Source organism: Rouxiella badensis (assembly GCF_026967515.2).
Lineage (GTDB): Bacteria > Pseudomonadota > Gammaproteobacteria > Enterobacterales > Enterobacteriaceae > Rouxiella > Rouxiella badensis.
The window spans coordinates 3816556-3840901 of sequence record NZ_CP114062.1; the positions used below are offsets into that span (position 1 = coordinate 3816556).

Annotated in this window: 24 protein-coding genes; 7 read left to right on the forward strand and 17 right to left on the reverse strand. The window is 54.7% G+C overall.

Annotated elements, in window-relative coordinates; genetic code table 11:
* The 10 genes from O1V65_RS17585 to O1V65_RS17630 form a co-directional block, all read right to left on the reverse strand.
* Window positions 1-1074, reverse strand: a complete 1074-nt coding sequence (locus O1V65_RS17585; RefSeq protein WP_017492573.1) for a sn-glycerol-3-phosphate import ATP-binding protein UgpC — start codon at window positions 1072-1074, stop codon at window positions 1-3.
* A gap of 6 nt (window positions 1075-1080) precedes the next feature.
* Window positions 1081-1926 (reverse strand): sn-glycerol-3-phosphate ABC transporter permease UgpE, encoded by an 846-nt coding sequence (ugpE, locus tag O1V65_RS17590; protein ID WP_017492574.1) that lies wholly within the window; start codon window positions 1924-1926, stop codon window positions 1081-1083.
* A complete protein-coding gene (gene ugpA, locus O1V65_RS17595; RefSeq protein WP_017492575.1) occupies window positions 1923-2810 on the reverse strand; it encodes a sn-glycerol-3-phosphate ABC transporter permease UgpA in 888 nt (295 codons plus the stop codon). Before ugpA ends, ugpE begins: the two co-directional genes overlap by 4 nt.
* 115 nt (window positions 2811-2925) lie before the next feature.
* Window positions 2926-4242 carry a sn-glycerol-3-phosphate ABC transporter substrate-binding protein UgpB gene (ugpB, locus tag O1V65_RS17600; RefSeq protein WP_165429849.1) on the reverse strand — a complete coding sequence of 439 codons (1317 nt, stop codon included), beginning with the start codon at window positions 4240-4242 and terminating at the stop codon, window positions 2926-2928.
* A 222-nt stretch (window positions 4243-4464) separates the two neighbouring features.
* Window positions 4465-5652 (reverse strand): aminotransferase-like domain-containing protein, encoded by a 1188-nt coding sequence (locus O1V65_RS17605; RefSeq protein WP_269129905.1) that lies wholly within the window; start codon window positions 5650-5652, stop codon window positions 4465-4467.
* A gap of 137 nt (window positions 5653-5789) precedes the next feature.
* Window positions 5790-6491 (reverse strand): high-affinity branched-chain amino acid ABC transporter ATP-binding protein LivF, encoded by a 702-nt coding sequence (gene livF, locus O1V65_RS17610; RefSeq protein ID WP_017494414.1) that lies wholly within the window; start codon window positions 6489-6491, stop codon window positions 5790-5792.
* 3 nt (window positions 6492-6494) lie between these two features.
* Window positions 6495-7265, reverse strand: coding sequence for a high-affinity branched-chain amino acid ABC transporter ATP-binding protein LivG (gene livG, locus O1V65_RS17615; RefSeq protein WP_017494415.1), 771 nt, complete (start codon window positions 7263-7265; stop codon window positions 6495-6497).
* A complete protein-coding gene (locus tag O1V65_RS17620; protein ID WP_269129906.1) occupies window positions 7262-8551 on the reverse strand; it encodes a high-affinity branched-chain amino acid ABC transporter permease LivM in 1290 nt (429 codons plus the stop codon). The genes livG and O1V65_RS17620 overlap by 4 nt, the downstream gene beginning before the upstream one ends.
* Window positions 8548-9474 (reverse strand): high-affinity branched-chain amino acid ABC transporter permease LivH, encoded by a 927-nt coding sequence (gene livH, locus O1V65_RS17625; RefSeq protein WP_084912515.1) that lies wholly within the window; start codon window positions 9472-9474, stop codon window positions 8548-8550. The genes O1V65_RS17620 and livH overlap by 4 nt, the downstream gene beginning before the upstream one ends.
* A gap of 96 nt (window positions 9475-9570) precedes the next feature.
* Window positions 9571-10683, reverse strand: coding sequence for a branched-chain amino acid ABC transporter substrate-binding protein (locus O1V65_RS17630; RefSeq protein ID WP_026110595.1), 1113 nt, complete (start codon window positions 10681-10683; stop codon window positions 9571-9573).
* A 410-nt stretch (window positions 10684-11093) separates the two neighbouring features.
* Here O1V65_RS17630 and panM point away from each other — a divergent pair, with 410 nt between their 5' ends.
* Window positions 11094-11483, forward strand: coding sequence for an aspartate 1-decarboxylase autocleavage activator PanM (gene panM / locus O1V65_RS17635; RefSeq protein ID WP_026110594.1), 390 nt, complete (start codon window positions 11094-11096; stop codon window positions 11481-11483).
* Window positions 11484-11554: 71 nt separating this feature from the next.
* On the opposite strand, the gene rpoH is transcribed toward panM, so the two are convergent.
* From rpoH to ftsY, 4 genes are all read right to left on the reverse strand, one after another.
* Window positions 11555-12412 carry an RNA polymerase sigma factor RpoH gene (rpoH, locus tag O1V65_RS17640; protein ID WP_017492369.1) on the reverse strand — a complete coding sequence of 286 codons (858 nt, stop codon included), beginning with the start codon at window positions 12410-12412 and terminating at the stop codon, window positions 11555-11557.
* A gap of 322 nt (window positions 12413-12734) precedes the next feature.
* Window positions 12735-13715 carry a permease-like cell division protein FtsX gene (gene ftsX, locus O1V65_RS17645; protein WP_192504310.1) on the reverse strand — a complete coding sequence of 327 codons (981 nt, stop codon included), beginning with the start codon at window positions 13713-13715 and terminating at the stop codon, window positions 12735-12737.
* Window positions 13705-14376, reverse strand: coding sequence for a cell division ATP-binding protein FtsE (gene ftsE, locus O1V65_RS17650; protein WP_017492367.1), 672 nt, complete (start codon window positions 14374-14376; stop codon window positions 13705-13707). The genes ftsX and ftsE overlap by 11 nt, the downstream gene beginning before the upstream one ends.
* 5 nt (window positions 14377-14381) lie before the next feature.
* The gene (ftsY, locus tag O1V65_RS17655) at window positions 14382-15872 is read right to left on the reverse strand and encodes a signal recognition particle-docking protein FtsY (RefSeq protein ID WP_017492366.1); all 1491 of its coding nucleotides are present in this window, start codon (window positions 15870-15872) and stop codon (window positions 14382-14384) included.
* Window positions 15873-16136: 264 nt separating this feature from the next.
* Here ftsY and rsmD point away from each other — a divergent pair, with 264 nt between their 5' ends.
* The 4 genes from rsmD (at window position 16137) to O1V65_RS17675 (ending at window position 20342) form a co-directional block, all read left to right on the forward strand.
* Complete coding sequence (gene rsmD / locus O1V65_RS17660; protein WP_017492365.1) at window positions 16137-16760, forward strand: 16S rRNA (guanine(966)-N(2))-methyltransferase; 624 nt, start codon at window positions 16137-16139, stop codon at window positions 16758-16760.
* Entirely contained in the window at window positions 16750-17025 is a 276-nt protein-coding gene (locus O1V65_RS17665) for a DUF1145 family protein (RefSeq protein ID WP_017492364.1), read from the forward strand. Before rsmD ends, O1V65_RS17665 begins: the two co-directional genes overlap by 11 nt.
* A gap of 226 nt (window positions 17026-17251) precedes the next feature.
* Window positions 17252-17878 carry a lysoplasmalogenase gene (locus tag O1V65_RS17670; RefSeq protein ID WP_017492363.1) on the forward strand — a complete coding sequence of 209 codons (627 nt, stop codon included), beginning with the start codon at window positions 17252-17254 and terminating at the stop codon, window positions 17876-17878.
* Window positions 17879-17975: 97 nt separating this feature from the next.
* On the forward strand, window positions 17976-20342 hold the full coding sequence (locus O1V65_RS17675; protein WP_269129907.1) for a zinc/cadmium/mercury/lead-transporting ATPase: 2367 nt from the start codon (window positions 17976-17978) through the stop codon (window positions 20340-20342).
* A 47-nt stretch (window positions 20343-20389) separates the two neighbouring features.
* Here O1V65_RS17675 and tusA read toward each other — a convergent pair whose 3' ends face one another.
* A complete protein-coding gene (gene tusA, locus O1V65_RS17680; RefSeq protein WP_017492361.1) occupies window positions 20390-20641 on the reverse strand; it encodes a sulfurtransferase TusA in 252 nt (83 codons plus the stop codon).
* 245 nt (window positions 20642-20886) lie between these two features.
* Between tusA and O1V65_RS17685 the strand changes: the two genes are divergently transcribed.
* Window positions 20887-21576, forward strand: coding sequence for a 7-cyano-7-deazaguanine/7-aminomethyl-7-deazaguanine transporter (locus tag O1V65_RS17685; RefSeq protein ID WP_017492360.1), 690 nt, complete (start codon window positions 20887-20889; stop codon window positions 21574-21576).
* Between the two features lie 117 nt (window positions 21577-21693).
* Window positions 21694-22260: a DcrB family lipoprotein gene (locus tag O1V65_RS17690; RefSeq protein WP_017492359.1), complete on the forward strand. Its 567-nt coding sequence runs from the start codon at window positions 21694-21696 to the stop codon at window positions 22258-22260.
* Window positions 22261-22415: 155 nt separating this feature from the next.
* On the opposite strand, the gene yigL is transcribed toward O1V65_RS17690, so the two are convergent.
* The gene (yigL, locus tag O1V65_RS17695) at window positions 22416-23225 is read right to left on the reverse strand and encodes a sugar/pyridoxal phosphate phosphatase YigL (RefSeq protein WP_017492358.1); all 810 of its coding nucleotides are present in this window, start codon (window positions 23223-23225) and stop codon (window positions 22416-22418) included.
* A 48-nt stretch (window positions 23226-23273) separates the two neighbouring features.
* Window positions 23274-24266, reverse strand: coding sequence for a lysophospholipase L2 (pldB, locus tag O1V65_RS17700; RefSeq protein ID WP_026110593.1), 993 nt, complete (start codon window positions 24264-24266; stop codon window positions 23274-23276).
* Between the last annotated feature and the right edge of the window lie 80 nt (window positions 24267-24346).

Sequence of the window (24346 nt, forward strand, 5' to 3'; positions counted from 1 at the left end):
TCACTCCATCCGTAATCCGCTTTTCGAATCAAAAAAGTGTAGCGCGTGCGCGGGCAAAACCAAACGTAATTGCGTACCGGCCGACGGACAATGTTCATGCGAAAGTCTCACCACCACGCCGCTGCCCGCCCATACGCCGTGTGCCAGATTATCTGCGCCCAGAAGCTCAAGGTTTTTAAGCTCCATCGGAATGCCGTGCTGCGGGTCTTCCGTCAGCTGAATATGCTCCGGTCGCACGCCGACGGTCAACTCACGGCCGCCCCATTCCGGTCGCGCCTTCGGCAGCGGCAGCTCGTAGCCGCCCTCCATCACCAGCGAAGTCCCGTCAGTAGTCAACTGCCCCGGTAATAGGTTCATCGCCGGAGAACCGATAAAACTGGCCACAAACAGGCTCGCCGGACGTTGATACACCTCGGACGGCGTCCCGATTTGCTCGGCAATACCTTTGTTCATCACGATAACGCGCTCGGCCAGGGTCATGGCCTCCACCTGATCGTGTGTCACGTAAAGGCTCGTGGTGCGCAGGCGGCGATGCAGCTGCTGTAGCTCGAGACGCATCTGTACGCGCAGCTTGGCGTCGAGGTTCGACAGCGGTTCATCAAACAGGAAAACGGCAGGTTCACGCACGATGGCACGGCCCATTGCCACACGCTGACGTTGTCCGCCGGAAAGCTCGCGCGGTTTGCGTTTTAGCAGCGGACCGAGCTCGAGAATGCGCGCCGCCTCTTCCACCCGTGCCTGAATCTGCGCCTTGCCGAAGCCGCGAATCTTGAGGCCGTAAGCCATGTTGTCGTACACGCTCATGTGTGGATACAGCGCATAATTCTGGAACACCATCGCGATGCCGCGATCTTTCGGCTCGAGGTTGGTGACGCGGACGTCGTCGATATAAATATCGCCGCTGGTGGTGCGTTCAAGCCCGGCGACCATGCGTAGAAGGGTTGATTTTCCGCAACCCGACGGGCCGACCATGACAATGAATTCGCCGTCGGCGACGTCCAGATCGATAGTTTTAATAATCTGATTCTGCCCGTCATAGGACTTGGTCACTGCCTGTAATTTTAAGTTTGCCATAGTTAATTACTTCTCACTGTCTACCAGACCGCGCACAAACCAGCGCTGCATCAGGAGCACCACCGCAAGGGGTGGCAATAACGTCAGGATCATCGCGGCCATCACCTGATTCCACTGTGTCGAGCCGTCTCCCGAGGAGATCATGCTTTTGATTCCTGCCACCGCCGTGCCCATTGAGGCATCGCTGGTGATAAGGATCGGCCACAGGTATTGGTTCCAGCCGTAGATAAAGGTGATAACAAACAGCGCTGCCAGGTTGGTTTTCGACAACGGCAGGACGATGTCCCAGAAAAATCGCATCGCGCCTGCACCGTCAATTCGCGCGGCCTCGAGCAGCTCGTCCGGCAGCGTCATAAAGAACTGGCGGAACAGGAAGGTTGCGGTTGCCGAGGCCATCAGCGGCAGGGTCAGGCCGGTGTAACTGTCGAGCATATGCAGGTTGGCTATCACCTGCACGGTCGGGAAGATACGGACCTCAACCGGCAACATCAGCGTCATGAAAATCAGCCAGAAGAACAGGTTACGCAGCGGAAAACGGAAATACACGATGGCATAGGCCGACAGCATCGAAATGGAAATTTTGCCGACGGTAATCGCCATCGCCATGATGAAACTGTTCAACAGCAGCGGGCCAAACGCCGGACTGCTTCCCCCCGCGCCCTGCGTCCAGATGGTGCGGATGTTTTCAAAAAAATGCCCGCCCGGCACCAGACTCATCGGCACGGTAAAGATTTGCTTGTTGTCCAGCGTCGCGGCGACAAAGGCGACATACAGCGGAAACAGCACCAGCAGCACGCCAATAATCAGCACCACGTGACAGAAAATATCGAGGCCTCTTCTGTTCTCGATCATTGGTAACGCACCTTACGCTCGACAAAGCGGAACTGAATAAATGTCAGGGCAACCACCATCACCATCAGTACCACCGACTGCGCGGCGGAGCTTGAGAGGTCAAGACCGGTGAATCCTTCGCGATATACTTTGTAGATAAGCGTCGTTGTGGCTTGCACCGGACCACCCTGCGTGGCGGCGTCGATAACCGGGAAGGTATCGAAGAAGGCGTATACCAGATTAACCACCAGCAGGAAGAAGCTGACCGGCGAAATTAACGGCAACACCAGATTAAAGAAACGACGTATTGGACCGGCACCGTCAATCGCCGCGGCCTCGACCAACGAACGCGGTATTGACTGTAGCGCCGCCAGGAAGAACAGGAAGTTGTAGCTCACCTGCTGCCAAATGGACGCCAGTACCACGAGGAACATCGCCTGCCCGCTGTTCTGCGCGTGATTCCAGTTATAGCCGAGCGTGCCTAGGAAATGGGTGATCAACCCTAACCCCGGGCTAAACAAGAACATCCACAGTACGGCGGCCACGGCGGGCGCAACGGCGTAAGGCAAAATAAGCAACGTTTGATACAGACGGCTGCCGCGAATAACGTGGTCAACCATGGCTGCCAGCAGCAGCGAAATCGCCAGCCCGAAGAACGCCACCATAAAGCTGAACTTCAGCGTGGTGTAAAACGAGGCAAGATAGTAAGGATCCTGGAACAGCTGCTGAAAGTTGGTCAGACCGGCAAACTCGCTGGAGATACCGAAAGGATCCATGGTTTGCACCGAATACCACAGTGCCTGACCGGCGGGCCACAGGAAAAAGATCGCCGTAATCAATAACTGAGGCAGAACCAGCGCATAGGGCAGCCAGCTACAGCCAAACCCGGGACGGTGTGAACTCATATGAATGACTCATCGAAATATAAGGCGGAGAACAGAAGACAAACGGCTGCGAACGTCGCCAAAAACAGGGGCAGAGTGTCAGAATGGCGCACTCTGCCCGGTTAAAAGACGTTCGTTATTGCTTCACAGAGGCTTCAAAACGACGCAGCAGCAGATTGCCGCGCTGAACGGACTCATCCAACGCCTGCTTAGCCGTTTTCTGACCGCTCCACACGCCTTCCAGCTCTTCATCCACGATGGTACGAATCTGTGGCATGTTGCCCAAACGCAGGCCTTTGGTGAACGGCAACGGTGGTTTGTTCATCATTTGACGCGTTGCCACGTCGGAGCCTGGGTTCTTATCATAGAAGCCCTGCTGTTTGGTCAGCTCGTAGGCCGCCGTCGTGACCGGCAAATAACCGGTTTTCTGGTGCCATTCGGCGGCGATCGCCGGTGTTGTCAGGAATTGCAGGAATTCAGCCACGCCCTTGTAGGTCGCCGCATCTTTGCCTTTCATGACCCACAGGCTTGCGCCACCAATGATGGCATTTTGCGGTGCGCCTTTCACATCGGCGTCGTACGGCATCATACCTACACCATAGTTGAATTTGGCGTACTGACGAATGTCAGCCAGTGAACCGGAAGACGCAGTCGTCATTGCACAGTCGCCGTTATAGAACTTGGCGGTAGACTCGTCCTGGCGACCGAAATAGGTAAACTCACCTTTTTTATTCATGTCTTCAAGGAACTGGATGTGTTTGATTTGTTCCGGCTTGTTGAATTCCAGAACCGCATCGGTGCCGTCGAAACCGTTATTCTTGGTTGCTACCGGCAGGCCGTGCCAGGCACTGAAGTTTTCAATCTGGATCCAGCCCTGCCAGCCGCTGGCGTAGCCACACTTCATCCCGGCCTCTTTCAGCTTGGCGGTGTCCTGCTCTAGCTCCTGCCAGGTTTTTGGCGGCTGGTCGGGATTAAGACCGGCCTTCTTGAAGGCATCTTTGTTGTAGTACAGCACCGGCGTGGAGCTGTTGAACGGCTGCGAAAGCAGGCGTCCCTGAGAATCAGAGTAGTAACCGGAAACCGTCGGCACGAACTGGGAGACGTCTTCTTTCAGACCCGCGTCTGCAAAGACCTGGTAAACCGGTTTGATGGCCTTGCTCGCCATCATGGTCGCCGTACCTACTTCGTAAACCTGCAAAATCGCCGGGGCATTACCGGTACGGTAAGCCGCGATGCCAGCAGCCAGGTTCTGGTCGTATTTGCCCTTGTAAACAGGAACAATTTTTACGTCAGGATGCGTCTGGTTAAAACGATCGGCCAGAGAGTTAACTTCTTTACCTAACTCGCCATCCATTGAGTGCCAGAAAGGGATCTCCGTCACGGCTAGCGCGTTGGCACTGAAAGCCAGCATGAGTGCTGCACCCAGAGCCGATTTTTTTAAATTGATAAACATGCCTGTCTCCTGAAAATCTGCTGGTGTTAGAAATTGCAGAGAAATAATGGAAGTTAATAAACTTTTTTATTCGGGAGCTAACATGACATGCATAAATGACAGAAAAATAACCAATAAATGACAATAACGTGACAGCAGAGTGAAACGAAGATGACGGGAATATGGCAAAAAAAGAGGCGCATTGTGTGAACAATGCGCCTCGATTTACTCTGATTTTATCACTTACAGCGCGCGCTTCAGACGGGCAACGGCCTCGTGCAGCTGCTCTTCAGTGGCGGTCGCGAAGGAGATACGGAAGGTCGAGTAGTCCGGATTATCGGAGAAGAAGAACTCTCCCGGCACGAACACGACGCCCTGCTCCAGCGTTTTCTTCATCCACTCGGTGCAGTTACGCGGTTCACGGAAACGAGCCCACAGGAACATGCCGCCTTTCGGATATTCAAAGGTCAACACGTGGCCCAGTTCACGTTCCAGCAGCTCGGCCAGCACGTTACATTTCTGCTTGTAGGCGGCACGGATGGTTTCGATTTGTTTATCCAGACGACCCAGCGCCAGGTAGTTTTCGGCCACGGTCTGCGACAGTGAGCTGGCGTGCAGATCTGCCGCCTGTTTAATAATCGCGACTTTGTTCAGCAGCCACTGCGGCATAATGACCCAGCCCAGACGCAGGCCGGGTGCCAGAATCTTGGAGAACGTCGAGGTATAGATGATGTTGTTGGCATGGCCGTAGTGCGTTTTAGAAATCTCGAACAGGGTCGGCAAACGTTCGTCGGTAAAGCGCAGTTCACCGTAGGGGTCATCTTCAACAATCAGGAACTGATGCTCGGCTGCCAGTTTCACCAGCTGCTCACGGCGTGAAAGGCTCAGCGTTACGCCACTCGGGTTACCAAATGTTGGCACCAGATACACGCCCTTGATCTTGCGTGTCTTAAGAATCTCTGCCAGCTCGTCGACCTTCATGCCGTCGCCGTCGGAACCCACAGACAGCAGATGAGCTTCAGCAAGCTCCAACGTTTGCAATGCCGCCAGATAGGTAGGACGCTCAACCACGAACACGTCTTCAGGATCGACAACCGCACGCATCACCAGGTCCAGCGCTTGCTGAGAACCGGCGGTCACAACGATATCTTCGGCGGTCGCCACAATGCCGCGATCTTTGCACAGGTCGGCAATACGTGAGCGCAGGCCATGGCTGCCTTCGGTCAGACCATACTGGAACGCATGCTCTGGCTGCTCGGTAATCGCAATTTGAGTGGCCTTCGCCAAGCCTTCAAAATCGAATAATGCTGAAGAAGGAATGCCTCCCGCCAGCGAAATAACGCCCTCCATCTTGCTGTGCTTCAGCAATTCCCGGATAGCCGAACTCTTGAGCCTGACCATACGGGCGGCGAGCAAACCTTCTGTGTTCATTTAATGTTCCTGAGTGGTGTGCAAAGATTTATAAGAATGTACGCAAAGTTAATTTATAGATAAAAGAAAAACCGCAAAGCGCTTGCCGTGCGGTTTATTAGATTTAACACAGATTTTTATTGAATCAACGATCTTTATCACGCACCGAGATAGGCGGCGCGCACCGCCTCATTGGCCAACAGGGCTCGGCCGGTGTCTTCCAGCACGACATGACCGTTTTCCAGCACGTAGCCCCGGTCCGCCAGCTTCAAGGCCTGATTGGCATTTTGCTCGACCAGGAAGATGGTCATCCCCTCTTCACGCAGCTGCTGGATGGTGTCGAAAATCTGCTGAATGATGATAGGCGCGAGGCCGAGCGAGGGTTCGTCGAGCAGCAGCAGGCGCGGCTGGCTCATCAGTGCCCGCCCAATAGCCAGCATCTGCTGTTCGCCGCCTGACAGGGTTCCCGAGCGCTGTGCACGGCGCTCTTTCAGCCGTGGAAAAAGCGTAAATACCCGCTCCAGCCGCTGCTGATACTGGTCGCGTGCGGCAAAGAAACCGCCCATCGCCAGATTCTCTTCCACCGTCATGCGTGAAAAAACCCGTCGCCCTTCCGGCACAATGGCAATATCACCGCGCATGATCCGCGCCGTCGGCCATTGGGTAATATCCTGCCCCTCAAACACAATGGAACCCTGCGAGGCCCGTGGTTCACCGCATAGCGAACCGAGTAGCGTAGTTTTACCCGCACCGTTTGCGCCAATCAGCGTGACGATTTCCCCGGCGCTGATGTGCAGGCTCACCTGATGCAACGCCTGGATTTTACCGTAGTGGGTCGAAACCTGATTAAATGACAACATCTCTTATCCCTCGCCCAAATACGCACGAATAACGTCTGGATTGTTGCGGATTTCCTGCGGCGTACCTTGTGCCAGCGGCGTTCCCTGATTCACCACGTAGATGCGGTCTGAAATCCCCATCACCAGTTTCATGTCGTGTTCAATCAGCAACACCGAAACCTGATGCTGACTCCGCAGTTCGGCGATCAGCTGGTTCAGCGCCTCCGTTTCTCGAGGATTCAGACCCGCAGCGGGCTCGTCGAGCATCAGGATCTCTGGGCGAGTCACCATGCAGCGCACGATTTCAAGGCGGCGCTGCTGGCCATAGGCCAGATTCCCCGCCTGCCGGTTGGCTAAGTCACGCAGACCGACGCGCTCAAGCCAGTCGGCCGCGCGGTCCAGCGCCTCCGCCTCGGCGCGACGAAAGCCAGGGGTTTTCAGGAGGCCCGCGAGGGCGCCACTTTTGAGGTGCTGATGCTGAGCCACAAGCAGGTTTTCAATCACCGTCATCTCGCGGAATAACCGCACGTGCTGGAAAGTACGCACCACGCCGAGACGGGCAATCTTATGCCCCGGCAGGCCTTCAATGTTCCTGTCGCGTAGTTTGATGCTGCCACCGCTTGGGCGATAAAATCCGGTCAGGCAGTTGAATACCGTGGTTTTACCCGCACCGTTCGGACCAATCAGCGAGACGATTTCTCCCTGATTGAGCTGTAATCCGACGTTGTTAACCGCCAGCAGCCCGCCAAAACGCATCGACAGACCTTCAACGTTCAGTAAAGGTTGGGGACTCATTCCTGCTCTCCTTTGCCGCTCTCGCCTTTATCCAGCACTTTCAGTTTGAGCTGTGGACGTTTCATCGGCAGCAGCCCCTGAGGACGCCAAATCATCATTAAAACCATCAGCGCGCCGAGCAGCAGCATGCTGTATTCGTTGAGGTCACGCATCAGCTCACGCGATACCACCAGCAGAATTGCCGCGAGGATCACCGCAAACTGCGAACCCATGCCGCCCAGTACCACGATGGCCAACACGAAGGCCGACTCGACGAAGGTAAAGGATTCAGGGCTGACAAAGCCCTGCCGCGCGGCAAATAACGTCCCGGCGAATCCGGCAAAGGCGGCGCTGATAGTGAAGGCAGTCAGCTTGATGCGGGTCGGATTGAGGCCGAGCGAACGGCAGGCAATTTCGTCTTCACGCAGAGCCTCCCACGCACGCCCCAGCGGCATCCGCAGCAAACGGTTGATGATGAACAGCGTCAAGATAACCAGCAGCAAGGCGACCAGATAGAGAAAAATGATGCGATCGCTGGGGTCATAACGCAGGCCGAAGAAATGGCTAAAGGTGTCCCAACCGCCCTCGCGCGCCGTGCGGCTAAATTCGAGTCCAAAGAGTGTGGGTTTCGGGATCTGGCTGATGCCGTTCGGACCGCCGGTGATATCGGTATTATTAAGCAGCAGAATACGCACTATCTCACCGAACCCAAGGGTGACAATCGCCAGATAATCGCCGCGCAGGCGCAAGACCGGAAAGCCGAGCAGAAAACCAAAGGCTGCCGAAACCAAACCTGCCAGCGGCAGCGCCTCCCAGAAACCGATGCCGTAGTAATGGTTCAGCAACGCATAGGTGTAAGCACCGATGGCGTAAAACCCACCGTAACCCAGCACCAATAACCCCGACAGGCCGACGACCACGTTCAGCCCGAGGCCTAGCATGATGTAGATAAGGGTCAGGGTGGCGATGTCCACGGTGCCGCGCGAAACGATAAACGGCCAGGCCACGGCGGCAATAATCAGCAGCAGCGCCAGCCATTTCTGCTTCGGCGTCGAAACGTCAAAGCTCGGCAGAACAAAACTGGGGCCGGAGACCTTTTTCAGTCCTTTTTGCAGCAGTGGGCGAAACAGCTGGAAGACGAACACCACCGCACAGCCGGCCGCAATCCAGTACCAGCGCACCACGTCGGCACCGTGCACTACCAGTCTGGTGCCCTCAAGGCTCAGTTGCAGCCCCATAATAAAAGAGGCCAGCACCAGCAACACCAGCGCCGAAATCAGCGCATTGAGCAGATTGAGATGTTTCATACCTTCTCGACCTCCGGGCGGCCCAGAATCCCGGTCGGCAGCACCAGCAGCACGACAATCAACAGCGCGAAGGAGACCACGTCTTTGTACTCGGTGCTCAGATAAGCGGAGGTCAGTGCTTCGGCCACACCGAGGATCAGTCCACCTATCATCGCGCCCGGAATGCTACCGATACCGCCCAGGACGGCAGCGGTAAAGGCCTTCATTCCGGCCATGAAACCGATATATGGGTTAATCACGCCATAGAACTGGCCGAGCAATACGCCTGCGACCGCTGCCATCAGTGCGCCAATCACGAAGGTCAATGAAATGACGCGATCGGTGCTTATCCCCAACAGGCTCGCCATCTTGAGGTCTTCGGCACAGGCGCGACAGGCGCGCCCCATGCGGGAATAGCGGATAAACAGCGTCAGGGCCAGCATCGCGATAAAGGTCACCCCCCAGATAATCAGCTGCATGGTGCTAATGGTCGCGGCAAAGCCGTTAGCCTCGCCAAGCTTCCATTGGCCGGTCACCAGACTCGGCAACGCCAGGTCGCGCGAGCCCTGAGTCAGGCTGACGTAGTTTTGCAGGAAAATAGACATACCGATCGCGGAGATTAGGGCAATCAAGCGCTTGGAATTACGCACCGGTTTATAGGCCACGCGCTCGATACTCCAGCCGTAGGCGCTGGAAATCACGATGGCGGCAATAAACCCTGCACCTATCAGCAGCCAGCTGGCGTCGATACCCATCATCATCAGTGCTGCGATGACGATAAACGAGACGTAGCTGCCAATCATGTACACCTCGCCGTGGGCGAAGTTAATCATGCCGATGATGCCATAAACCATGGTATAGCCGATGGCTATCAGCGCGTAGGTGCTACCTAAGGTCACGCCGTTAAACATCTGCTGAATAAAATAGAGAAACTGCTCAGACATACTCTACACCTTAGATTGCTTTCGCCTGGAGGCCTGAAGCCGCGACGGCTTTCGCGGGCGCGGCTTCAAAGGCTAAGACGGGAGAGGCTTAAAATATTACTTAACCGGCGTAGAGGTGCCGTCGGCATGCCATTCAAATACGCCAAACTCGAAGCCTTTCAGGTCGCCCTTCTCGTCCCAGCTCAACGGCCCCATCACGGTATCAACCGGTGCCGACTTGAGATTTTTGACGATATCCGCGGGTTCCATGCTGCCGCTGCGGGTCATGCCGGTGGTCAGCGACTGCAGGGCGGCATAAGTGGTCCAGACAAAAGGCCCGGTCGGGTCGAGCTTCTTGGCTTTCAGAGAGTCAACGATAGGCTGGTTGGCGGGCACCTGATCGTAGCGTTTCGGCAGTGTTACCAACATCCCTTCAGAGGCAGCACCGGCGATGTTGGAGAGTGAAGAGTTACCGACGCCTTCAGGCCCCATAAAGCGTGCGTTCAGACCTGCCTGTTTTGACTGGCGCAGGATCTGCCCCATCTCTGGGTAATAACCACCGAAGTAGACGAAATCGACGTTCTCTTTCTTGAGGCGTGCCACCAGCGTAGAGAAATCTTTGTCTCCGGCGGTGATGCCTTCAAACATCACCACGTTGCCACCGGCTTTCTTCAGGCTGTCCTGAACCGAGCGCGCCAGCCCTTCACCGTACTGCTGTTTGTCATGAACCACCGCGATACGCTGTGGCTTGATGGTATTCAGAATGTATTTAGCGGCGGTAGGCCCCTGATCGGAATCGAGACCGGTGGTGCGCAGGATCATCTTGTAGCCACGCGTAGTCAGGTCGGCGTTGGTGGCCGCTGGCGTGATCATGATGACGCCTTCGTCTTCATAAATGTCAGAAGCAGGCTGAGTCGAAGAAGAGCAGAGATGACCGATGACATAACGAATGCCGTCATTGATCACTTTGTTTGCGACCGCAACCGCCTGTTTCGGGTCACAGGCATCGTCGTACTCCACGCCAACCAGCTTATTGCCTTTAATGCCGCCTTTGGCATTAATATCCGCAATCGCCTGTTTGGCGCCGGTAAATTCCATATCGCCGTACTGGGCGACCGGTCCTGACATTGCACCAACAATGGCAACCTTAATGTCCTGCGCCATGGCCGAGTGGCTCATTGCCAACGCCACACAGGCTGCCAACCACGTCTTACCCTTTGCTAATTTCATCCTGACTACCCCATTTGATTATGTTGTGATGTTGTCCCGCCACCTGCTTAAAACATGCTCACCCAGGGTTTTCGCCATAAGTAATAATGAGTTAGCGGCTTTTATTGGTCTTATTATCTAATAAAACGCTTATTTATCACGTTATTAAACAGGTATTTTCTTCTGCAAATCAAATCACACATCCAGAAACATGAGGTGTAATCAGAATTTTATAGGGGTAAAAATGCGGCAAAATGGAAGGGTGCCAGCGGTTAAAACTGCTTAATAAAACGTATCCCGCCGTTTATATTTAATACGACAGCAGTGAAAATATTTTCGACCTGTTATTGTTCAAAAAAAGTTACGCCACGATGTTGGGGTTATCCGGTAAACTGTTTCAGTCCTTTTTCCTTTGTTATCTGTGCCTCATCATGAAATTAACCATAGAAAAACTCGACCAGCTTACTGCGCAAGATGAAATCGATTTGGCCAAGATCTGGCCGCAGCAGCAGCCCGCCGACTGGCAGCGCTGGATGAATGAACAACGTATGATTTTTGCTGCTCGTTTCAACGCACGACTGCTGGGAGCCGTTAAGGTCTCGGTTGTGGAGACTCAGGCGGAACTCAGCGATCTGTGCGTGCGTGAAGTCACGCGACGTCGCGGCGTAGGGCTGTATCTTCTTGAGGATTTACAGGCACAGCTGCCGGCTATTACGGCGCTGTCGATGCAGGCCGAGTCAAACGACCCGGTGCTGGCGGCCTTTATGCAGGCCTGTGGTTTTACGCTCCATAACGGCAACTGGCATAAATTACAGGCATAAAAAAAGCGACCGTGATGGTCGCCTTTTAGCCTAACGCCTGACTCAACGGGCAGGCGTTTAGTTTTGCTGCATCAGGCTTCGATAGCCATGCGCAGTTTCTTCATCGCATTCTTTTCAAGCTGACGAACACGCTCGGCAGATACACCGTATTTATCGGCCAGTTCCTGCAGCGTTGACTTGTTATCATCGTCGAGCCAGCGCGCGCGGATGATGTCCTGGCTACGTTCGTCGAGGCCTTCCATCGCGAAGGTCAGCTTGTCGGCTGCACTGGATTCCCAGTTGTCTTCTTCGATGCTCTCGGCGAAGTCGGAGCTCTTATCCTGCAGGTACAGCATAGGAGCCATCGCCTGACCATCACGCGGCTCTTCGTCCGGAGTAGGGTCAAAGGTCATGTCCTGTGCCGCCATGCGGGATTCCATCTCCAGCACGTCTTTGCTGGTCACGCCCAGTTCGCGGGCAACGTGTTCAACTTCTTCATGGCTGAACCAACCCAAACGCTGTTTGTTTTTGCGCAGGTTAAAGAACAGCTTACGCTGTGCTTTAGTGGTCGCGACTTTCACAATACGCCAGTTACGCAGCACGTACTCATGGATCTCTGCTTTGATCCAGTGCACGGCGAAGGAAACCAGACGTACGCCGACTTCCGGATTAAAACGGCGAACCGCTTTCATCAGGCCGATATTACCTTCCTGGATAAGGTCAGCCTGAGGCAGACCATAGCCTGAATAATTACGAGCGATATGAGCGACAAACCGCAGGTGAGACAGGATTAGCTGTTTAGCTGCGTCCAGATCGCCCTCGTAATGCAGCCGTTCAGCCAGTGCCCTTTCTTCCTCTGCGGTAAGCATAGGATAGGCATTGGCGGCCCGAACATAGGCTTCCAGGCTACCTTGGGGTACTAATGCTAAAGTTTGCATTTCTTTGGTCATTAAAGCCTCTCTAATGTGACGTAAGAAGGTTTTACACAACGTTGCCGTGGACTGAATACCACGGATTTCAGTACAACGCAGAACCACTCACATTTGCTGCTGATTTGACCCTGATTCTCGCTCAAAGTTCATTCATTAGCGCCTTCTCAGCCCAATGACTTTATGCGAGGTACAGGGGAAATGATTGGGAAATTGTGCTTAACGGGGAAGATGAATATAAGACCCTAAATTACAAGGATCCTTTGGAGCAGACTATTAATATGGGGATCTTCCCTTGCAGCACAACCCGCAGCTACAAGGGAAGAGTATACCAAAAAGATTCTTATTGTGGTGTAAATCGTCGTAAATGTTGAACAGTCGCCAAATACGCGGCTACCCAGCCGATCATCGCCGAGATCAACAATAACAACAGGCTTTCGTCCCAGCCAAGGCCGTGCAGGTCAAAGGTCGTACCGAACACCGAGGCCACCTGGGCCACAACCGCTTCAAGACGCAGCACCAGCGCTTCCGACAGGATGAGTGAAAGCAGTGCGCCACTAAACCCAAGCAACGCCCCCCCGTTGAGGAAAGGCCGCAGGATAAAGCCATCGGTGGCGCCGATTAGCTTCATCACGTTGATGGTATCGCGGCGGCTAAAGATGCTGAGACGCACGCTGTTGCCGATGACCAGGAACACGGCAATCACCATCAGGATACCAATCATCGCGGCTATCTGCCCCACCAGCCCGGTCAATGCGGCCAGCCTTGCAAACCAGCTGTCGTCCATGCGCACTTCGTCAACGCCCTGAACAGCGGCGACGCGGTCACGCAGGGTATTCAACGTCTTGGAATCCTGGAAATTCATTTTTGGCGTGATAATCGCCACCGCCGGCAACGGATTCTGCTCGAGCATATCCATTGCACCGCCAAAGCCAGACCAGTTACGGAACTCGCCCATCGCTTCTTCACGAGACAGATAGTTGACCTTATCTACGCCCGCTTCGGCCTTCAGCGCTTTCACCACGTTCATGGCCGCGTCGTCGTCCAGCGATTTATCGATGTAAACGGTCAGCTGCGGCGTCGGATACCATTGTTCAGCGGCCTGACTGACGTTTTTCCAAACCAGATAGCAAACGCTCGGCAGGGTCAGCGAAATGGCAATGACCATGATAGTCAGCAGCGTCGCCAACGGCTGGCGCAGCATGTCGCGAACGGTGTTGCTCCACGCATAGCGCCACTGCTCTCGGAACCCGCCTTGCAGCGCCTTGCTCTTTGACTCTGGCGTGCTTTTTGGCTTTCTGACCGGCTTTGGGCTATTCGCCATAGTAAGCGCCTCCGGCCATTCTGCCCTGACTCAGGGTCAGCGTACGGTAACGACGGCTGGCAATCAGCCCCATGTCGTGGGTCGCCATAAGAACGGTGACGCCAACACGGTTAAATTCTTCAAACAACCGCAAAATCCCCTCCGACAACGCTTCATCCAGGTTACCCGTCGGTTCATCGGCCAACAGCACGGCGGGTTTATTCACCACGGCACGCGCGATGCCGACACGCTGCTGCTCACCACCGGAAAGTTGAATAGGGAAATTTTTTGCCTTATCCAACAGCCCGACTTTGTCGAGCGCGGCCGATACGCGACGGCGAATATCTTCACCGCTGGCACCGGCAATAATCAGCGGCATGGCAACGTTGTCGTAAACGGTCCGGTCGAGCAGCAGATGGTGATCCTGGAAGATCATACCTATCTGACGGCGCAGGAACGGCACCTCGCGGCTCTTCAGCCGACTGATGTCGTGGCCGCCAAACAAAATATGGCCGGCACTCGGGCGCTCAATCCCGCAAATCAACTTCAGCAGCGTACTTTTACCGGCGCCAGAGTGGCCGGTCAAAAACGCCATCTCACCCTGCCGAATATGGAAATCGACGCCTTGCAGCGCCTGTCGCCCGCCTAGATAAGCTTTACTGACCTGTTCAAAGCGAATCATCCGTATTAATCCTCTCGGGCAAAAAGTGCCTCAATAAAATCGTCAGCCTTAAACGGCCTTAAATCTTCGATACCTTCACCCACCCCAATGTAACGGATAGGGATTTCAAACTGGTCGGCGATAGCAAAGATAACGCCGCCTTTGGCCGTACCGTCGAGCTTGGTCAGCGTAATTCCGGTCAGGCCGACTGCTTCATTAAACAGTTTTGCCTGACTGACCGCGTTCTGCCCCGTGCTGGCATCCAGCGTCAGCATAACCTCATGAGGGGCGTCCTCGTCCAGTTTTTTCATGACGCGGACAATCTTCTTAAGTTCTTCCATCAAATGAGATTTATTCTGCAAACGCCCGGCGGTATCGGCGATCAACACGTCGACTTTGCGCGACTTGGCCGCCTGGATTGCATCGAAAATAACGGAAGCAGAATCAGCGCCGGTGTGCTGGGCGATGACCGGAATATTGTTGCGCTGTCCCCAGACCTGAAGCTGTTCAACGGCTGCGGCACGGAAGGTGTCCCCCGCTGCCAGCATCACCGACTTTCCTTCAGCCTCGAACTGACGAGCCAGCTTACCGATGGTGGTTGTCTTACCAACGCCGTTAACGCCAACCATAAGAATGACGTACGGCGTTTTGCCGCTTACATCCAGTGGCTTATCAACTTTAGCTAAAATTTCGGACATTTCTTCCTTCAGCTTACCGTACAGCGCTTCCGCGTCTTTCAACTGCTTGCGGCTGGCGTGTTCGGTCAGTGAAGTAATGATTTTGCGCGTGGTTTCAACACCGACGTCGGCAATCAACAGTTGTTCTTCGAGTTCGTCGAACAGGTCGTCATCGATTTTTTTACCGCGGAACAGGCCAATGAAACCCGATCCCAGATTCTGCTTGGTTTTAATCAGGCTGCGTTTAAGACGGGCGAAGAAGCCTTCTTTGGTCGGGCGTTCCTGCTCGGTCGCTGTGACTTCGCCAGCGGGCAGCGTGACCAACGGCTCAAGCGCAACCGGTAATGGCGGCTCTTCAACAGCGGCAACTTCTGGCTCTGGCTCTGGCTCTGGCTCTGAAACAGTTTCCGGCTGAGCGTCTGCGGCAGCCACCTGTTCGGTCAGGTCGACGATTTCGTGCGCCAGTTCAACGGACGCCTGCTCAGGCTGTTTTACCGGCTCGGCTTCAACCACGTGCTCGGTAATAACAGGCTCAGCGTGCACCGCCTGCTCGACAACTTCAGGCTCTGCGTGCGCAGTTTTAGTCACGCTTTCATGCGGCTCATCTTCCAGACTGGCTTCCACGACCTCAGCCGTGTCCCCGTCACCGGAATGCACCTCTGCCGCAGCCTGCTCGTGCTGCTCTTCGTGATGTTCGGCAGAAACGGCGGGCGCTTCGGCGTCGGTCCTATCTACCGGCTCAACGGGTTGCTCAACCTTTTCTACTTCCTGCGGCTGTTCTTCTTCCTTGCGACCACGTCCAAACCAGGAAAGAAAACCGCGTTTTTTCTCTTTTGCCATTTTACAACTTCACTCCACGCCGTTAATTCCCGACGAACGGATTATCAATAGGGTAATAACCTAGCAGTCTATCACTTTCCCTTAAACGCAACACGCCTGTGTGATGAATTCACTGCTCATACAATCAACTACGCGGCAGTATGCCGTGATAACCGCGACACGGCGGTAGCCTCGGGGGCTTCACACCGGTAGAATAGCCCTCCAAACCGTGTTCCTCACGGCCGTGCAGACATTTTTACAACCAGAATTTACAATCAAAATACTATGGCAAAGAAACCGCAAACCCCAGCTGCAGGCCAAATCCGCCTGATTGGCGGTCAATGGCGTGGACGCAAGCTGCCGGTGCCTCACAGCCCAGGACTGCGACCGACCACCGATCGCGTCAGAGAAACTTTATTCAACTGGCTGGCTCCGGTAATTCAGGGGGCGCGATGCCTGGACTGCTTCGCAGGCAGCGGCGCACTGGGAATCGAAGCGCTGTCGCGCTATGCCGGCAGTGCCACCTTGCTGGAGTTCGAGAAACCGATCGCGCAGCAGTTGGAGCGTAATCTGGCGTTACTCAATGCACACAATGGCCGGGTGATTAACGTCAATACCCTGAGCTGGCTGGCCAAAAGCGGTACCCCACATGACGTGGTCTTTCTCGATCCGCCGTTTCGTAAAGGCATCCTGCAAGACACCCTGGGACTCCTAGATGCCAAGGATTGGCTAGCCGACGAAGCCTGGATTTATGTTGAAACAGAAGTAGAACATGGTGCCCTTAACGTGCCCGCAGGTTGGCGCTTACACCGGGAAAAAATTGCCGGGCAGGTTGCCTATCGCTTATATCATCGCGACGTCACGCCTGACGCGGACGCCTCGCCACAGGAGCAGTCAGATGTTGATTAATTTGGGTCGTTTGTTGATGCTTTGCATCTGGATTTTTTTACTGTCGAACATTGTGCATCCCTTCCCTAAGCCGATGAGATACTTCCTCGACGTAGCGATGGTGTTCATGTTCTTCATGCACGGTATTCAAGTGATGCTACTCAAAGCCACGCAGGCTAAAGATCAGCCGAAGATTGGCGGCTGGCTGGAGCTGCGCATCTTCCTGTTCGGCGTGTTCGAACTGCTGGCCTGGCAGAAGAAGCAGCCACCGCTACCGAAGAAGTAATCCCACCTTTCAGCACCGCGCACCCCGTTGCGCGGTGCTATTGGCTATACCAAGGTTAAACAAACCTCGCTGAACACCTTTGCTAACCTCTTCGCTCCAATTTTAAGCCCTTTTTAAGATTGTCGGCCCCCCTCCGCCTCTCCTACACTGAAAGTATGTGGCGAAGCCGGAATGGCTTCATCGTTTTGGCAGCGCTTTGCTTACTTTTTCTAAATAAGGATAAACAATGAGTTGGCCGTTTATTGCTGTATTCCTTTCAGGTTGGCTTTATGTCGACGCCCGCTATCGCGGTCCACGCTGGCAGGGATGGGTGTTTAAACCTGTTACTCTGCTGCTTCTGCTGTTATTGGCCTGGCAAGCGCCGGTGATAGGCACCAATGGATATCTGATTGTGCTTGGCCTGCTCGCGACGCTGGTTGCCGATGCGTTGCTGCTCCTGCCACGAGAGCGTTACCTGTACGCCATCGGGGCATTCTTCCTGTCACACCTGCTTTATACCCTGAGCTTCGCCAGTCAGATGAGTTTTACCTTCTTCTGGCCACTGCCTGCCGTACTGGTGGTGGTCGGTGCGGTTCTGCTGGCGATTATCTGGAGCCGACTGGAGGAAATGCGCTGGGCGGTGATAACGTTTATCGCCATGACGCTACTGATGGTGTGGGTCGCCGGCGAGCAGTACTTCTATCGCAGCACCGATTTGGCCTTCTCGCTGCTCTGCGGCTCCATCCTGCTACTGGTCGCCAACATTGTTTGGCTGCTGAGCCACTACCGTTTTAAATTCCGCGCCGCCGACGCTATTGTCGCCGCCTGTTATTTCGGCGGACACTTCCTGATAGTCCGGTCGCTGTATTTGTAATCGCAGATAAATTCGTCACTTCACGCTTGACCCTGGAGTTAACTCCAGGGTGTACACTCCTGAAATCAGAGCTCAACAACGCTCTTTGGGAGGTAATATGTCAACACAACAGCATCAACACTCTTCAAGCTGTGGCGCGAACTGCCGCTCCTCTGCGCCTCACGTAACAACGTTCAAAAAAATCAGCAAAATCAAGCATGCAGACCCACATCCGGCAGGATGTTGCAGTGAATCTGCCCCGCTAGCGGCGGCGTCATGCTGCAGCACCAGCCAACCCAGTGGGCACTCACATACTCAAGACGGATGCTGTAGCAGTGATACAGACGACGGCGGAAGCGGGGACGAAGAAGGTCCCGGCAATCTGGGCGCAGCCCTGCCTGGCACCCAGCGTTATAGCTGGCTGGTGTCCGGTATGGATTGCCCGAGCTGCGCCCGTAAAATAGAGAACGCGGTCAGTGGCCTGGCCAACGTTAGCCATGCCAAAGTGTTGTTCGCCACCGAAAAGCTGGTCGTTGATGCGGCGCAAAGCGTCTCTGCGGAAAGTTTTTCCTCACAGGTGGCTCAGGCCGTTGAGGCCGCTGGCTTCACCCTGAGAAAATCAGAGATAACTCAGGATTCCCCTTCCCGCCTGAAAGAATATGCCCCTCTGATTACGCTGATTATCCTGATGCTGCTCAGCACAGCACTGGCACAACTCTCTCCTCAATGGGGGAAAATCGCCTTTACCGCCACCACGCTGGTCGGCCTGTGGCCAGTGCTACGTCAGGCAATTCGCCAGACGCGCAGCGGAACGCCATTTGCTATCGAAACGCTGATGAGTATTGCCGCCATCGGCGCGTTGTTCATTGGTGCCACCGCCGAAGCGGCAATGGTTCTGCTGCTGTTTATGGTCGGAGAGAAACTCGAAGCCTTTGCCGCCAGCCGCGCACGAAGCGGGGTAAAATCCTTAATGGCACTCATCCCCGAGAACGCCCGTAAGAAAGTGGCTGACGGCATGCAAACAGTATCGGTCGCCAGTCTGCGTCCAGGCGATATTATCGAGGTTGCCCCCGGAAGCCGCCTGCCGGTGGATGCCGTGCTGATGCAGGCCGCCGCCAGCTTCGATGAAAGTGCGTTAACCGGTGAATCGATGCCGGTCGAACGCCTACCGGATGAGAAAATTCCAGCGGGCAGCCTGTGCGTCGACAACGTTGCGCAACTGCGCGTTGCCTCTGCGCCAGGCCGAAGCGCGATTGACCGCATCCTTCAACTGATTGAAGAGGCGGAAGAACGCCGTGCGCCAATCGAGCGCTTCCTCGATAGCTTCAGCCGCTACTACACGCCGGTCATTATGCTCATGGCACTGCTGGTAATCCTTATTCCACCGCTGGCGATGGGCCTGCCATGGGAAACCTGGATTTACCGTGGTCTGACGCTGCTGTTGATTGGCTGCCCTTGTGCGCTGGTTATCTCCACGCCCGCCGCGATCACCTCGGGTCTCGCCGCGGCCACTCGTCAGGGTGCGCTGATAAAAGGCGGCGCCGCGCTCGAACAGCTAGCGTTGGTAGAAACTATCGCGCTGGACAAGACCGGTACGCTGACCGAAGGAAAACCCGAGGTCACCGACGTGATTACACTGGCCGATATTGCGCAAGAACAACTGCTAATGCTAGCCGCCTCGGTTGAGGTCGGCTCGCATCACCCGTTGGCGAAGGCCATTCTGGCAGCCGCTCCCGACGTTAATCCGCCCTCCGCCGAACGCCGCCGTGCACTTGCAGGTATCGGGGTTGAGGGTTGGATAGACGGCAAACGCATTCTGGTTTCAGCGCCTAAGTCTCTCTCGGAGTCGACGTTGTCTCCCGCCGTCGTTGCGCAAATTACCGCGCTGGAGTCCGCCGGTAAAACGGTGGTGGTGGTGTTGGAAGATACTCGCGCGCTCGGCCTGCTGGCGATGCGGGACAAGCTGCGCGACGACGCCATTAGCGCACTGGCCGAACTGAAAAGCCTGGGTATTGAAACGGTGATGCTGACCGGTGACAACCCGCTTGCGGCGCAAAGTATCGCCGCAAGACTGGGTATCGAGTTCAAGGCTGGGTTGCTGCCCGCCGATAAGGTACAGGCTGTGACGCAGCTAAGTCAGCAGCGAGTGACGGCGATGGTCGGTGACGGGATTAATGATGCGCCTGCGATGAAAGCGGCACGGATTGGCATTGCGATGGGCAGCGGAACCGATGTGGCGTTGGAAACGGCAGACGCCGCGCTGACGCACAATCGCCTGAGCGGTCTGGCGCAGATGATTCGCCTTTCGCGGGCGACGCGAGCCAACATTCGTCAGAACATCTCTATCGCCCTTGGCCTGAAGGCCGTGTTCCTGGTAACAACGCTGCTTGGTCTGACGGGCCTCTGGCTTGCCGTGCTGGCAGACTCGGGCGCTACAGCGTTGGTCACCGCCAACGCGCTGCGCCTGCTCAGGAAAAAATCATAAAATAATCAGGCGGAAAGGCTTGTCGATAATAAAGGGCACTGGCGTAATTATGCGCCCGTGCCTTTTTTTAGCAGGTAACGGTAAGGCAGATGTTCGGTATCTGACGCCAGCAGCTGATGTTCCATGAAACGGCAAAAGCCCGGAATATCACGAGTGGTAGCCGGATCGTCAGCCAGGATCAGCAGCGTTTCACCGTCATTCATCTTACGCACGGTTTTACGGATCATCATGACTGGCTCAGGGCAGCGCAGGCCCAGTGCGTCCAGTTGGTGGTCGGCATCGTTAAATACATCGCTCATTTTTACTCTCTTTCAGTTCTTTTCAGCCCATTTTACGGGCAACACCTTAAGCCGCGACAGTTTACCCCGCAAATTAATCTGAGCAAGGCGCAGTTGATGCTTCAATGGTGATAGCCTTTTGTTGCGCAAACGTATAGTATGCGCGCCGCGGTAGTAAAATCACCGTTTTCAGTGCAAAATTTACGCTTTACGTCTAATGAAGTTATTGGGTTCCCTCACCCCAAACACTAAAAAGGTCACAATTTATGTATTCGTTTACAGCTCAACAGCGGTTTTCCGCGTTGGTATGGCTTTCGCTTTTCCATATCGCCATCATTACCTCCAGTAACTATCTGGTGCAATTACCCGTATCGATCTTTGGTTTTACCACCACCTGGGGCGCGTTTACCTTTCCGTTTATTTTCCTCGCCACTGATTTAACGGTACGCATCTTTGGTGCACCGCTGGCGCGACGGATCATTTTGTCGGTGATGGTGCCCGCTTTGGTTATCTCCTATTTCATCTCCGCGCTCTTTTATCAGGGCAGTTGGCAGGGATTTGCGTCGCTCAGCAGCCTGAACGTGATGGTTGCCCGCATCGCAACCGCCAGCTTTATGGCCTACGTACTCGGCCAAATCCTTGATGTACAGGTGTTTAACCGTCTTCGCCAGCGTAACAGCTGGTGGGTGGCACCGACGGCAGCAATGTTTTTGGGCAATATTAGCGACACGCTGGCCTTCTTCTTTATTGCGTTCTATAAAAGTAGCGATGCCTTCATGGCGCAGCACTGGGTCGAGATTGCGCTGGTGGACTACAGCTTTAAATTGCTCATTTGTCTGATTTTCTTCCTGCCGATGTACGGTATGCTGCTGAACGTCCTGCTTAAGCGCCTGGCTCATTCAGGTAAAAGCGATGCTGTAGCGTTTAACGACGACACAAAAGCCGCCAATATCTGACTTGCTTTTCGGCCTTGAATAGGTTGCCATAAAGGCCGTGAAGTCAATTACCTAACCGCGTTCCGCACGTTGGCGGTCCCGTTGGGTGTAGAGTGCGTGAAACTTAAAGGAAGCCCTATGCACAAATTAGCCAAGTTTATGGGAATAACACTGCTGGTTGCCGGTTTGGCAGCTTGCGATGGCAAAACCGACGATAAAACTGCTTCGGCAGACAAAGGGGCTACGCCGGCAGCGGCGACGACAACGCAACAGGTAAGCCTGCTTAACGGCAAACTGGCGTTCTCACTGCCGCAGGGAATGAGCGACCAGAGCGGCAAGCTCGGCACTCAGGCCAACAATATGCACGTTTACGCGGATAAAACCGGGCAGAAAGCGGTGATCGTCATTCTGGGTGACTCAACGCCGGACTCTCTGGAAGTTGTGGCAAACCGTCTGGAACAGCAGCAACGCGACCGCGACACCAATCTGCAAGTGGTTACCAACAAGTCCATTCAGGTTAACGGGCAGACCTTGCAGCAGTACGACAGCGTGATCAACGCTGCGGGTCAGAAAGCGTATTCGTCTATCGTGCTGGCGAAGATCGATAACCAGCTGATGACCATGCAAATTACGATGCCAGCTGACAACCAGCAGCAGGCCCAGACCGACGCCGAAGCGATTATCGCTACGCTGAAGGTGCAGTAAAGAGTTATCAACACGTCCAAGGCCCTCTTTCGCGTGTCTTGCCCCTGCTCAGTGAGAAAACACCAGGCGGCATGAGTTAAAGCCGGTCAGGAATTTTCAGCAAAAGGGCCGCCCGTTTTACAACGGGCGGCCCTTGATGCTTCTGACAGTACGCGTTAGCGGTCGTTATTCAGATACATTCTGCGCAAATAGTGGGGAACGGCATCGTCGGCGTTAGAACCAATGATTTCAGCCTCAGGCATTGCGGCCTTCAGACGCGGCAATGAACCGCTCATCAGACAGCCTTTGCCTGACATGTTTAACATCTCAAGGTCGTTCATACCGTCACCAAACGCGATACAGTCTTTCAACGTATAGCCCATCAGTTTTGAGACCTCTTCAAGCGCGTGCCCTTTCGACACCCCACCGGCCATCACTTCCAGACAGACCGGTAGCGAGAAACTTACGTTAACGCGGTCGCCCCAGCGTGCAATGATCGCCTCTTCGAGCGGGATCAGCTTCTCGTGATCGTCACAGGTGAAATAGACCTTGGCGATACCGTCGGTCTCAAGCAGACCCGGTTGATAGAGTTGGTATTTGAAAATCGACTCCTTGAAGAAGTCCTCCTGATCGCGACGATCGCGGTTCATGAACCAGTCATCGTTGCGATAAACATTGGTCAGAATGTCTGGGTTGTCGTGCGCAATCGCGAACAGGTCTTCGGCGATGTCAGGTGCCAGATTATGGCTGAAAATCAGCTCGCCTTCGGTGTTGTGCACTCGTGCGCCGTTGGAGGTTATCATGTAGGCACTGATCCCCAGATTATCACGCATCTGCGCAACGTCGATATGGTGGCGTCCGGTGGCAAAAACAAAGTGAATGTCACGCTGGGTCAACAGCTGCAGGGTCTCTTTGGCGAAAGGGCTCAGGGTATGATCGGGTGACAGCAGTGTGCCATCTAAATCGGAAGCAACAACATGATACATAGCGTTAGGTTCTAACCTCTGATGGAGTTGTGCGCGGCGAGCCGCGGTTTACGTCTTGCGCGCGAAAAAGCGCATGGTGGCGTCTAGCGCCTTTGCCCGCATAGCGTCCCGCTCAAACAGGATCTCATGGCGTGCGCCTTCGATGACCAGCGGTTTACCCCCTTCACAAGGATGCCCGGCAACGGCCATGGCCTGACAAAAAGCGGTGTGGGATCGGTTATCGACAACGTGATCCTCACTCGCCTGCAATAACAGCACCGGGGTGGTGATTTTTTTGGCTTCCTGCAGAATCTGCATACCGGCCTGAATACTTTCACGCACCCAGTGGTAGGTTGGTCCACCTACCCGTAACTCAGGATAATCAGAGTAAAAACGCTGGTTACGGCGATAGCGCTCGCGGCTGTGGGTCAGCCGATTGACCACAAACGGCAGAGGCCGCCAGCTGCCGGTACCCATGGCGTAGCCATCGCGATACATCGGTCGGCGTTCAGCTAAGTTAAGGATTTTTCGTGTCAGCCAGCTCGGCATGCGCAGGTAAATACCGGTCATCGGCGCACACAGCACCGCGGCGTCAAAGTTTTTCGGCTCCCGCGCCAGGAACAGCGCAAGAATCGCCCCGCCCATCGAATGCGCCAGCGCAAACTTTTTGGCGTAATTGCGTGGCGCAATCTCGAGCTTGTAAAAGGTCGACAGGTCTTTCACGTAATCATCGAAGTTCTGCACGTGCCCACGATGCGGGTCTTTCAGCAGTCGGCCTGAACGCCCCTGCCCGCGATGATCGACAATCATCACGTCATAGCCGCAGTGAAACAGATCGTAGGCCAGCTCGGGATATTTTACGTAGCTTTCGACACGTCCCGTTGACACAAATATGACTTTATCATGACTGGGGGAACAAAAACGGACATAGCGGATCGGGACGTTATCGACCCCGATAAATTCGCCTTCAATTCTGGTACGCCAGAAGTCCAGCAGCGGACCCATCGCAAAGGCCGAAAAGCCGTATTCACGCGTTAACCACCGATCGTAATTTGATGACATCGACTGTCCCAAGGCAAAAATAAAGCGTGGAGAAATTATGTTGTTTTCGGGCTGTAGCGCAATTTTAAACAATAGCGTAT